The organism is Streptomyces sp. CT34, assembly GCF_000805335.1.
In the GTDB taxonomy this organism is placed as follows: Bacteria; Actinomycetota; Actinomycetes; order Streptomycetales; family Streptomycetaceae; genus Streptomyces.
The window spans coordinates 2,074,535-2,086,304 of record NZ_KN708638.1; the positions used below are offsets into that span (position 1 = coordinate 2,074,535).

An 11,770-nucleotide genomic window follows, 5' to 3' on the forward strand; every position below is an offset into this window, starting at 1 on the left:
AGTGTGACGACAGGGCCTGGGTTCCGGCCCATGAGCCCTTCCGTCGCCACCGGCAAACGCGTCGAACTGCCCGCCCTGCTGGAGTTCGTCCGCCCCCGGCACCGCACGGTCCCGCTCGCCCGCCGCTCCGCTCCGACGGCACCCCGCAGTCCTCGCCGCTGCCCTGCGGGCGACGACGGCGCGGCGCGCAGCGCCTCGTCGAGGGGTGGTGGCCGGGCGACGGGCGGGCGGCTCCGGGCGGCCGGTGATGTCGACGTATCCGGAGCGTGCCCAGGCGCGCAACGCCCGCCGGGTGTCGTCGGTCAGCGTGCCGGTGCTGTCCGACGACATCGCCAAGAGGCGGCGCGCAGAGACTAGTTGAAGGGCGGCGGCCGGGCGACGGGCGGGCGGCCCGTTGGTGCGGATCGACGGTGTGACCGAGGTGATCGACGTCCCGGACTCCGTCGGGCCGCTGGTCGAGTACCACCGCACCATCGCCGGCGAGCACCCGGACCGGGACGGGTACCGCACGGCGATGCTCCCCCACGTCTTAAGGGCGCAGGAGGTACCCCCACGCAGGGCAAGTCCCTGATCCGGGTGACGCCGCGGCACTGGGGCCCGATCGCGACCGGCGGCTTCCCGGCCCGCCTCGTCGACCCGGACGCCTGACGCGCACCGGCTCAACGGGTGCTGTGGGCGCCCCCGTTGACGTTCAGCACCTGGCCGGTGAGGTGCCGGGCCGCCGGTGACGCCAGGAAGGCCACCGCTCCCGTGATGTCCGCGGGGGCGCCCGCGCGGCCGGTGGCGGTGGCGGCGACCAGGCGCTCCCGGCGCTCGTCGGACAGCTTGTCGCGGAAGAACTCGGTGTCGGCGATGTAGCCGGGCGAGACGACGTTGGCGGTGATGCCGCGGGGGCCCAGCTCGCGTGCCAGGTCGACGTTCCAGGAGGCGAGCCCGGCCTTGGCCGCGCCGTAGGCGCCGGCGCCCTGGTCGGCGGCGATGGACCCGATCTGGATCACCGCGCCGCCGGCCGCCAGCCGGTCCGCGAGCGCCCGGGTGGTCACCGCGGCGCTGACCAGGTTGGCGTCGAGGTTGGCGCGGAAGTCGCGGGCGTAGGCGGCCAGGTCCGTGGCCCCGTCGGCGTCGAAGTCGGTGTTGCCGCCCGCGTTGTTGACCAGGACGTCGATCCGGTCGGGCAGTTCCGCGGCGAGCCGGAGGATCGCGGCCGGGTCGGTGTGGTCGCACACCAGGGCGCGTACGGTACCGGGCCCGGCGATGGCGTCCGCGGTGTCCTTGAGGGGACCGGGGCGCCGGCCGGTGATGACGACGTGGTCGCCGGCCGCGGCGAAGTGCGCGGCGATGGCGCGTCCCATGCCGGTTCCGCCGCCGGTGACCAGGATGGTGCGTGGCATATGCTGAGCTCCGTCCCTACGTTAAGACCTAAATTCAGCCCTGAATTTAGCGCTGAACATAACACCCCCAGGAGAGCCCGTGGCAAGCGGAAATCAGGCGCGGGACGACGGCCACGACTCCCCGACGGCGCACGACGCGGCCTACCCCGTCGCGGAGATCGCCGCCGCCTGGCAGCGCGAGCGCCCCGGCACCCCGGTCTCCTCCATCGGGATCGTGACGCCCATCTGGCAGCTGGCGAAGCTGCTGGGCGACGACCGGCGCCGGGTACTGGCCGGCGCCGGCGTGGACCCGGCCACCCTCGACCTGCTGAGCGTGCTGCGCCGCAGCGGCCCGCCCTACACCCTCAGCACCCGCGAGCTCGGCCGCCGCTCCCTGGTCACCGCCGGGGCGGTCTCCCAGCGGGTGGCCCGCGCCGAACGCGAGGGCCTGGTCACCCGGCGCCCCGGCGGGGGCCGCCCCCGCACGGTCCTGGTCGAGCTGACCCGGGCCGGCCACGACCTCGTCGAGTCCACCGTCGACCAAGTCCTGGTCCGCGAGGCCGAGTTGCTCGAATCCCTCACCCCCGAGCAGCAGGCGCAGCTGGCCGGGCTGCTGCGGATCCTGCTCCAGGACACCCAGCGGCGGCTGGGCGACGACCGCATCGGCCACGTCGGCGCGGACTGACCCCCTTACGGGACGCGCGGCGGCAGCACCGCCGGAGTGGGTGTCAACACCTCGGCGGGCAGCCCCAGTTGCGCCCGGAAGGCGGCCCGCCCGGACTCGGTGACCGCGAGGATGCGGCTGGCCGGGGCCTTGATGATCCAGCGGTGCTCCAACGCGTGCCGGTAGAGGGCCGCACCGACCGCGCCGGAGAGGTGCTGGCGGCGCGACGTCCAGTCGAGGCAGGTACGGACATGCGCCCGGTGGGTCGGCGAGTGGCCGGCCTCGGGGATGCCGAGGGCGGCCAGCCAGTCGGCGCCGGCCGTGGTGAGCACCAGGCCGTACTCCCGCGCCAGCAGCCCGCGTTCGGTCATCGTTTCGGCGATGGCCACTCCGAGCGCCCCGGCGATGTGGTCGTAGCAGGTGCGCGCGTGGTGCAGGGCCCGCCGGTGGTTGGCCTCGGCCAGCGAGCGGATCCTGACCTGGCGGTACGGGGCCAGCCCGGCGAGGTTCTCCAGCGTCTCCGCGGTGTGCGGTCCGGCCAGCCGGACATGGCGCCGCCGGCCCTGCCGCTCCTCGGCCAGCAGCCCGCCGGAGACCAGGAGGTTGAGGTGCTCGGTCGCGGTGGACGGTGCGACTCCGGCGTATTCGGCCAGTTCACCGGCGGTCCAGGTGCCGCCGTCGAGCAGGGCGATGCAGATGGCGGCACGGGTGCGGTCCGCGAGCAGCGCCGCGAGAGCGGCCAGGTCGGGGGTCTCCGCGGTGCTTTCGTGATCGGCGTCCCATCGGTTCATGTGCAGAGCGTAATCACATATAACACTTCGGTGAGAACCGAATGATCCGGCTTCTATCCTCAGGGGCATGAAAACCGCGCTGGAGAAGAGCAGTTCCGTCGTGCCGGCGCTGCTGTCCACGGAGAACGACGACGGCACGTTCGTGCTGGTCACGCTGCGGATCCGGTGGGATCTCGGCCCGGTGGTGAGCGTCTGGCTGCCGGCCCGCGGGCGGACCGCGCAGAATCTCGCCGTACGGCCGGACGTCGTCTTCAACCTCCCACCGAAGGAGGCAGCGGCCGAGGAGGGGACGGCCGACGGGACCGACGCGGACCAGCCCCCCTGGACGGAACCGTCCGAGCTGGTACGGCCGCCCCGACTGGCGCACTGCCCCGTGCAGTTGGAGGCGCGCAGGGTCGGCGAGCGCACGGTGACCGATGGTGCCTGGACGCAGGTCGAGGCGCAGGTGCTGCGGGTGCACGCGGACCCGCGCTATGTGCTGCCGCTGGGCGACGGCACCATCGACGTCTCCGCCTGGCGCCCGCCGGTCCACGACTTCCGGCCGCCGCTCACGCCCCCGCCGCCGGCCGTACCGGCGCCCGCCCGGGAGCTGGCACGGCAGTTGGGGCGGCGCTTCCCGGCGCAGCGGGACGCCTAGGCTCTGTCGTCGAACTCCCGTCGTCCGCCCGAAGGGCGGGCCGGGCGGCGTCCGGTGCGTGCTCGCGGCGTGCCGGGCGACGGCCCCTGTACTTGGAGTACTGGGGTCGTTGCCCGGTGCGGCGAAGGGGGTCCCCCGCCCGAGCCGTGCGAAGCCGGTTCGAGGGTGGGGGCACGTGCAGGGCGTCGGCAGGCAGGCGGGAGTTTGACGACAGAGCCTAGCGGCAGCGGCCGGGCGCCGGCGGGCGGACACGAAAAGAGCGCGGCGCCTGCCCTCCGGTCGGGGGGAGGGGACAGGCGCCGCACACGGGACCCGGTTTCACCCGGTCCCCATGCCTCCGTACGACGTTGTACGGGACATCGGGTGACGGCCGCTCACACGGTCAGTGCGCGGTCCGTCGGCTTGATCGGGGCCGGCAGGGCGCTGGCTCCGGTGAGGAAGCGGTCCACGCCGCGGGCGGCGGAGCGGCCCTCGGCGATGGCCCACACGATCAGCGACTGGCCGCGCCCGGCGTCGCCGGCGACATAGACGCCGGGGACGTTGGTGGCGAAGTCCGCGTCGCGGGCGACGTTGCCGCGGGCGTCCAGCTCCAGGCCGAACTGCTCGACCAGGCCGTTCTGCTGGTCGGTGCCGGTGAAGCCCATCGCGAGGGTGACCAGCTGGGCCGGGATCCTGCGCTCGGTGCCGGGCTTCTGCTCCGGCTTGCCGTCCTTGAACTCCACCTCGACCAGGTGCAGCCACTGGACGTTGCCGTCCTCGTCGCCCTCGAAGTGGGTGGTGGAGACGGAGTAGACCCGCTCGCCGCCCTCCTCGTGCGCGGAGGTGACCTTGTAGAGCATCGGGAAGGTCGGCCAGGGCTGGCCCGCGGTCCGCTCCTCGCCCGGCTTGGGCATGATCTCCAGCTGGGTCACCGAGAGGGCGCCCTGGCGGTGGGCAGTGCCGACGCAGTCCGCGCCGGTGTCGCCGCCGCCGATGACGACCACGTGCTTGCCCTCGGCGGTGATCGGGGAGACCGTCAGGTCGCCCTCCTGCACCTTGTTGGCGAGCGGCAGGTACTCCATCGCGAAGTGCACGCCGTTCAGCTCGCGGCCGGGCACCGGCAGATCACGGGAGGTGGTGGCGCCGGCGGCGATGACCACGGCGTCGTAGCGCTTGCGCAGCTTCGCCGCGTCGATGTCGCGGCCGATCTCCACCTCCGTACGGAACTTGGTGCCCTCCGCGCGCATCTGCTCGATGCGGCGGTTGATGTGCCGCTTCTCCATCTTGAACTCGGGGATGCCGTAGCGCAGCAGGCCGCCGATGCGGTCCGCGCGCTCGTACACCGCCACCGTGTGGCCGGCCCGGGTCAGCTGCTGGGCGGCGGCCAGGCCGGCCGGGCCGGAGCCGATGACGGCGACGGTCTTGCCGGAGAGGCGCTCGGGCGGCTGCGGGGTGACGTCGCCGGCGTCCCACGCCTTGTCGATGATGGAGACCTCGACGTTCTTGATGGTGACCGGCTGCTGGTTGATGCCCAGCACACAGGCCGCCTCGCAGGGCGCGGGGCACAACCGGCCGGTGAACTCCGGGAAGTTGTTGGTGGCGTGCAGCCGCTCGCTGGCCTCGGTCCAGTCCTCGCGGTAGGCGTAGTCGTTCCACTCGGGGATGAGGTTGCCGAGCGGACAGCCGTTGTGGCAGAAGGGGATGCCGCAGTCCATGCAGCGCGACGCCTGCTTGCTGATGATCGGCAGCAGGGAGCCGGGCTGGTAGACCTCGTTCCAGTCCTTGACGCGCTCCTCGACGGGGCGGGTCTGGGCGATCTCGCGCCCGTGGTTCAGGAAGCCCTTGGGGTCAGCCATGGGTCGCCGCCTCCATCATCTTCTCGTGGGTCTCGGACTCGGAGAGCCCGGCTCGCTCGGCGGCGTCCTTGGCGGCGAGCACTGCCTGGTAGGTGGCCGGGACGACCTTGCGGAAGCGGGCGGCCGCCGCGTCCCAGTCGGCGAGGAGCTTGGCGGCGACGGTGGAGCCGGTCTCCTCCTGGTGGCGGCGCACGACGTCGTGCAGCCACTGCTTGTCGGTGTCGTCGAGCGGGCGGACCGCGTCGGCGAGCTCCTTGTTGACGTTGTCCGGGTCGAGGTCGACGACGTAGGCGATGCCGCCGGACATACCGGCCGCGAAGTTGCGCCCGGTCTCGCCCAGAACGACCGCACGGCCGCCGGTCATGTACTCGCAGCCGTGGTCCCCGACGCCCTCGGAGACGACCGTGGCACCGGAGTTGCGGACGCAGAACCGCTCGCCGACCCGGCCGCGCAGGAACAGTTCGCCGCCGGTGGCGCCGTAGGCGAGGGTGTTGCCCGCGATGGTGGAGTACTCGGCGAGGTGGTCGGCGCCGCGGTCCGGGCGGACCACGACCCGGCCGCCGGAGAGGCCCTTGCCGACGTAGTCGTTGGCGTCGCCCTCCAGGCGGAGGGTGACCCCGCGCGGCAGGAACGCGCCGAAGGACTGGCCGGCCGAGCCGGTGAAGGTGATGTCGACGGTGTCGTCGGGCAGGCCCGCGCCGCCGAACTTCTTGGTGATCTCGTGGCCGAGCATGGTGCCGACGGTCCGGTTGATGTTGCGGATCGCGACCTGGGCGCGGACCGGCTGGGCGGCCTCCGGGGCGTCCGCGGCCAGCGCGTCCGCGGCGAGCTTGATCAGCTCGTTGTCCAGCGCCTTCTCCAGGCCGTGGTCCTGGACGGTGACCTGGTGGCGGACGGCGCCCTCGGGCAGCTCGGGGACGTGCAGCAGCGGGGCCAGGTCTAGGCCCTGCGCCTTCCAGTGGTCCACGGCCCTGGCGACGTCGAGGAGTTCGGCGTGGCCGATGGCCTCGTCCAGGCTGCGGAAGCCCAGCTCGGCGAGGAGCTCGCGGACCTCCTCGGCGATGAACTCGAAGAAGTTGACGACGTACTCGGCCTTGCCGCTGAACCGCTCGCGCAGCGTCGGGTTCTGGGTGGCGATGCCGACCGGGCAGGTGTCCAGGTGGCAGACGCGCATCATCACGCAGCCGGAGACGACCAGCGGGGCGGTGGCGAAGCCGAACTCCTCGGCGCCCAGCAGGGCGGCGACCACCACGTCGCGGCCGGTCTTGAGCTGGCCGTCGGTCTGCACCACGATCCGGTCGCGCAGGCCGTTGAGCAGCAGCGTCTGCTGGGTCTCGGCCAGGCCCAGCTCCCAGGGGCCGCCGGCGTGCTTGAGGGAGGTCAGCGGCGAGGCGCCGGTACCGCCGTCGTGGCCGGAGATGAGGACCACGTCCGCGTGGGCCTTGGAGACGCCCGCGGCGACCGTGCCGACACCGACCTCGGAGACCAGCTTCACGTGGATGCGGGCGGCCGGGTTGGCGTTCTTGAGGTCGTGGATCAGCTGGGCCAGGTCCTCGATGGAGTAGATGTCGTGGTGCGGCGGCGGGGAGATGAGCCCCACGCCCGGCGTCGAGTGCCGGGTCTTCGCCACCCACGGGTAGACCTTGTGGCCGGGCAGCTGGCCGCCCTCGCCGGGCTTGGCGCCCTGGGCCATCTTGATCTGGATGTCGTCGGCGTTGACCAGGTACTCGCTGGTGACGCCGAAGCGGCCGGAGGCGACCTGCTTGATCGCGGAACGGCGCGCCGGGTCGTAGAGGCGCTCGGGGTCCTCGCCGCCCTCGCCGGTGTTGGACTTGCCACCGAGCTGGTTCATGGCGATCGCGAGGGTCTCGTGCGCCTCGCGGGAGATCGATCCGTAGGACATCGCGCCGGTGGAGAAGCGCTTGACGATCTCGGACGCCGGCTCGACCTCGTCCAGGGGGACGGCGGGCCGCTGGGAGGCGAAGGAGAACAGGCCGCGCAGCGTCATCAGGCGCTCGGACTGCTCATTCACCCGTTCGGTGTACTGCTTGAAGATGTCGTAGCGGCGTGAACGGGTGGAGTGCTGGAGCCGGAAGACGGTGTCCGGGTCGAAGAGGTGCGGCTCGCCCTCGCGGCGCCACTGGTACTCGCCGCCGATCTCCAGCGCGCGGTGGGTCGCGGCGATGCCGGAGGCCGGGTACGCCTTGGCGTGCCGGGCGGCGACCTCCTGGGCGATGACGTCCAGGCCGGCGCCGCCGATCTTGGTGGCGGTGCCGTGGAAGTACTTCGCGACGAATTCCTCGTCCAGGCCGATGGCCTCGAAGACCTGGGCGCCGCGGTAGGAGGCGACGGTCGAGATGCCCATCTTGGACATGACCTTCAGGACGCCCTTGCCGAGCGCCTTGATGAGGTTCCTGATGGCGGTCTCGGCCTCCACCTCGGGCAGGAACGTCCCGGCCCGGACCAGGTCCTCGACGGACTCCATGGCCAGGTACGGGTTGACCGCCGCCGCGCCGAAGCCGATCAGCAGCGCGACGTGGTGCACCTCGCGGACGTCGCCGGCCTCGACCAGCAGCCCGACCTGGGTGCGGGTCTTGGTGCCGATGAGGTGGTGGTGGACCGCGGCGGTCAGCAGCAGCGACGGGATCGGCGCGTGCTCGGCGTCGGAGTGGCGGTCGGAGAGCACGATCAGCCGGGCGCCGTCGGCGATGGCGGCGTCGGCCTCGGCGCAGATCTCCTCGATCCGGGCGGCCAGCGACTCGCCTCCGCCGGAGACCCGGTAGAGGCCGGCGAGGGTGACGGCCTTCATGCCGGGCATGTCGCCGTCGGCGTTGATGTGGACGAGCTTGGCCAGCTCGTCGTTGTCGATCACCGGGAACGGCAGGGTCACGCTGCGGCAGGAGCTCGGGGTGGGCTCCAGCAGGTTGCCCTGGGGGCCGAGGGAGGAGATCAGGGAGGTGACCAGCTCCTCCCGGATGGCGTCCAGCGGCGGGTTGGTGACCTGCGCGAACAGCTGGGTGAAGTAGTCGAAGAGCAGCCGGGGCCGCTCGGAGAGCGCGGCGATCGGCGAGTCGGTGCCCATGGAGCCGATCGGCTCGGCACCCGTCTTGGCCATCGGGGCGAGGATGACCCGGAGCTCTTCCTCGGTGTAGCCGAAGGTCTGCTGGCGGCGGGTGACCGAGGCGTGGGTGTGCACGATGTGCTCGCGCTCGGGGAGGTCGGCCAGGCCGATCAGGCCGGCGTCCAGCCACTCCTGGTAGGGGTGCTCGGCCGCGAGCTGCGCCTTGATCTCGTCGTCCTCGATGATCCGGTGCTCGGCGGTGTCCACGAGGAACATCCGGCCGGGCTGGAGGCGGCCCTTGCGGACGACCTTGGACGGGTCGATGTCGAGGACGCCGACCTCGGAGGAGAGCACGACCAGGCCGTCGTCGGTGACCCAGTAGCGGCCCGGGCGCAGACCGTTGCGGTCGAGGACCGCGCCGACCTGGGTGCCGTCGGTGAAGGTGACGCAGGCCGGGCCGTCCCAGGGCTCCATCATCGTGGAGTGGTACTGGTAGAACGCCCGCCGGGCCGGGTCCATGGCGGTGGAGTTCTCCCACGCCTCGGGGACCATCATCAGGACCGAGTGCGGCAGCGAGCGACCGCCCAGGTGCAGCAGCTCCAGGACCTCGTCGAAGGAGGCGGAGTCGGAGGCGTCGGGGGTACAGACCGGGAACAGCCGCTCCAGGTCCTCGTTGCCGAACAGTGCGCTGGCCAGCTGGGACTCGCGGGCCCGCATCCAGTTGCGGTTGCCCTTGACGGTGTTGATCTCGCCGTTGTGGGCGACGAAGCGGTACGGGTGGGCGAGCGGCCAGCTCGGGAAGGTGTTGGTGGAGAACCGCGAGTGGACCAGTGCGATGGCGGTGGCGAACCGGCGGTCGGACAGGTCCGGGAAGAAGGGCTCCAGCTGGCCGGTGGTCAGCATGCCCTTGTAGACGATCGTGCGGGCGGACAGTGACGGGAAGTAGACGCCCGCCTCGCGCTCGGCGCGCTTGCGGAGCGCGAACGCCTTGCGGTCCAGGGCCCGGCCGGTGTTCTCGCGGTCGGCGACGAAGAGCTGGGAGAAGGCCGGCATGGTGGCGCGGGCGCCGTTGCCCAGCAACTGGGGGGCGACCGGGACGACCCGCCAGCCGAGGACGTCCAGGCCCTCTTCGCCGGCGATCGTCTCGATCCGTGAGACGGCCTCGGCCGCCTCGTGCGCGTCGGACGGCAGGAAGGCGATGCCGACGGCGTAGCCGCCGGCCTCGGGGAGCTCGAAGGTCACGTTCTCACGCAGGAACGCGTCCGGCACCTGGAGCAGGATGCCCGCGCCGTCGCCCGAGTCGGGCTCCGAGCCGGTGGCACCGCGGTGCTCCAGGTTCGTCAGGACGGTCAGGGCCTGTTCGACCAGGGCGTGGCTGGCCTCACCGGTGAGGGTGGCCACGAAGCCGACGCCGCAGGCGTCGTGCTCGTTGCGCGGGTCGTACATCCCCTGCTGGGCGGGGCGCCCGTCCATGGGCGACCAAGCGGCGGCGCTGGCGCTGCTGGTGGTCGCGGAGTGCGTGGACGCGGAACGCATCGGCTCTCCCAACGTCGTCGTGGCATAGGCATTGCCGAGGGACGACGTTGGCCCTCCGCGAAATTTCGTGCAGGTTACAGGATGGCCCGCTTCTCAAGAAGCGGATAGAGCCTTCCAACATACGGACACCGCGCATGCGGTGAGTCTCAAGTGGGACGCGGACGGAAACAGGGCCGTCCCGTACGGCGGCGTTCGGCGAGCGACGTTGCCCGCGACGCCAGAGCCTTATGCCCGGCCGTCAACGAACCGAAACCGCTGAGTAACGCGGTAATGATGCGGACACCCGTAGGGGACGTCAACCCTTCGCCCTTCCGGGGCCTCAGCCCAGGACCGTGCCGAAGAGCGCTCCCAGGCCGTAGGTCACGCCCGCCGCGGCACCGCCCAGGGCCAGTTGGCGCAGTCCGCTGAACCACCACGAGCGGGCCGTCACCCGCGCCACGACGGCACCGCAGCCGAACAGTCCGACCAGCGCCAGCAGCACCGCGAGCCAGAGGGCGGAAGCCCCCAACAGGTAGGGAAGGACAGGAAGAAGAGCGCCCAGCGCAAAGGATCCGAAGGAAGATATGGCGGCAACGGCCGGAGAAGGAAGGTCCGACGGGTCGATGCCCAACTCCTCGCGGGCGTGGATCTCCAGCGCCTGCTCGGGGTCGCGGGACAGCTGCTCGGCGACCTGCCGGGCGAGCTCCGGCTCCACCCCGCGGGACTCGTAGAGCGCCGCCAGCTCCGCCTGCTCGTCCTTCGGGTGCGCGCTCAGCTGGGTCCGCTCGACGTCCAGCTCGGCCATCACCAGCTCGCGCTGGGAGGCGACCGAGGTGTACTCCCCCGCGGCCATCGAGAACGCACCGGCCGCCAGCCCCGCGAGGCCGGTGATGATGATCGTCTGCTGCGAGACCGCGCCGCCGGCGACACCCGTCATCAGCGCGAGATTGGACACCAGGCCGTCCATCGCACCGAAGACGGCCGGGCGCAGCCAGCCGCCGTTCACATCGCGGTGGGTGTGATTGTCGCGGTGCGCCACATGCGTCGTCGCGGCGGCATCCATGATCTCCATGACGGACATATCGGGACCTACTCCCTTCAGCGAGGTGTGGGCCGATGGCGGCACTTCCCCCTCCAACGCCTCGAAGTTATGCGCGAATTACCCTCCGCCGCTAGCAAGGAAGGCCGTACTTACCCGCCTGACCTGCGGTTTTGTCGTGGGCACCGCTGTGAGATCCGGGTCACACGGCGGTTTCGGGGGCCTTCGCGGGCCGCACCGCCCGGTGGGCCGGCGACCGCGCACGGGGGCCTGAGGGAGTCGACCGGGTGACCCTGCCGCCCGGGGCAGGAGAGCCGGGCCGTCACGTGGCACGGATACGGGGCAGCGGTCCGCGTCGTCCCGGGTCGCGGTATCGAGCCGTACGACCGAAAGGCAGGCAGCGTGGGCGGAAACGTACCGGACCGGGCGCGTGGAGCGATGCTCGGACTGGCCGTCGGGGACGCACTGGGCGCCCCCGCAGAGAACCTGACACCCGATCAGATCCGGTGCCGCTGGGGGCGGATCGAGGGATTCGTCACGGACGACCCGGCGGGCACCGACGACACCGAGTACGCCATCTTCTGTGGCCTGCTGCTCGCCGAGCACGGTGCGGCGCTGACCACCGCGCAGGTGGAGGCCGCCTGGCGCCGGTGCCTGGCCGACCGCGACGAAGGGCCGTTGAGCGGCGCCGGATTCAGCGAGCGCGGCACCCTGGAGAACCTGCGCCGCGGCTTGGCCGCGCCCCGCTCCGCCCAGCACCGGCACGCCTGGAGCGACGGACTGGCGATGCGGGCCGCGCCGTTCGGGGTGTTCGCGGCCGGCCGGCCCGCCGTGGCCGCCCGGCTGGCCCCCGGGGAC

General features: G+C 72.2%; 8 protein-coding genes and 1 pseudogene. 4 read left to right on the plus strand and 5 right to left on the minus strand.

Annotation, left to right across the window (positions count from 1 at the left end):
- Positions 1-30: 30 nt before the first annotated feature.
- Positions 31-648: pseudogene (locus RZ84_RS40855) on the plus strand (PPOX class F420-dependent oxidoreductase).
- 11 nt (positions 649-659) lie between these two features.
- On the opposite strand, the gene RZ84_RS09250 reads toward RZ84_RS40855, so the two are convergent.
- The gene (locus RZ84_RS09250; RefSeq protein ID WP_043263895.1) at positions 660-1,391 is read right to left on the minus strand and encodes an SDR family NAD(P)-dependent oxidoreductase; all 732 of its coding nucleotides are present in this window, start codon (positions 1,389-1,391) and stop codon (positions 660-662) included.
- A gap of 157 nt (positions 1,392-1,548) precedes the next feature.
- Between RZ84_RS09250 and RZ84_RS09255 the strand changes: the two genes are divergently transcribed.
- The gene (locus RZ84_RS09255) at positions 1,549-2,055 is read left to right on the plus strand and encodes a MarR family winged helix-turn-helix transcriptional regulator (protein WP_241778029.1); all 507 of its coding nucleotides are present in this window, start codon (positions 1,549-1,551) and stop codon (positions 2,053-2,055) included.
- A 5-nt stretch (positions 2,056-2,060) separates the two neighbouring features.
- On the opposite strand, the gene RZ84_RS09260 is transcribed toward RZ84_RS09255, so the two are convergent.
- Positions 2,061-2,825 (minus strand): ArsR/SmtB family transcription factor, encoded by a 765-nt coding sequence (locus RZ84_RS09260; RefSeq protein ID WP_043263897.1) that lies wholly within the window; start codon positions 2,823-2,825, stop codon positions 2,061-2,063.
- 67 nt (positions 2,826-2,892) lie between these two features.
- Here RZ84_RS09260 and RZ84_RS09265 point away from each other — a divergent pair, with 67 nt between their 5' ends.
- On the plus strand, positions 2,893-3,462 hold the full coding sequence (locus tag RZ84_RS09265; RefSeq protein ID WP_043263898.1) for a hypothetical protein: 570 nt from the start codon (positions 2,893-2,895) through the stop codon (positions 3,460-3,462).
- Between the two features lie 374 nt (positions 3,463-3,836).
- Here the strand turns inward: RZ84_RS09265 and RZ84_RS09270 are convergent, their stop codons facing one another.
- From RZ84_RS09270 to RZ84_RS09280, 3 genes are all read right to left on the minus strand, one after another.
- Positions 3,837-5,297: a glutamate synthase subunit beta gene (locus RZ84_RS09270; RefSeq protein ID WP_043263899.1), complete on the minus strand. Its 1,461-nt coding sequence runs from the start codon at positions 5,295-5,297 to the stop codon at positions 3,837-3,839.
- Positions 5,290-9,831 carry a glutamate synthase large subunit gene (gltB, locus tag RZ84_RS09275; protein ID WP_241777633.1) on the minus strand — a complete coding sequence of 1,514 codons (4,542 nt, stop codon included), beginning with the start codon at positions 9,829-9,831 and terminating at the stop codon, positions 5,290-5,292. Before gltB ends, RZ84_RS09270 begins: the two co-directional genes overlap by 8 nt.
- 382 nt (positions 9,832-10,213) lie before the next feature.
- Positions 10,214-10,945 carry a VIT1/CCC1 transporter family protein gene (locus RZ84_RS09280; protein ID WP_043269459.1) on the minus strand — a complete coding sequence of 244 codons (732 nt, stop codon included), beginning with the start codon at positions 10,943-10,945 and terminating at the stop codon, positions 10,214-10,216.
- 405 nt (positions 10,946-11,350) lie between these two features.
- Between RZ84_RS09280 and RZ84_RS39590 the strand changes: the two genes are divergently transcribed.
- On the plus strand, positions 11,351-11,770 hold a 420-nt coding region (locus RZ84_RS39590), incomplete at its 3' end, for an ADP-ribosylglycohydrolase family protein (protein WP_198540133.1).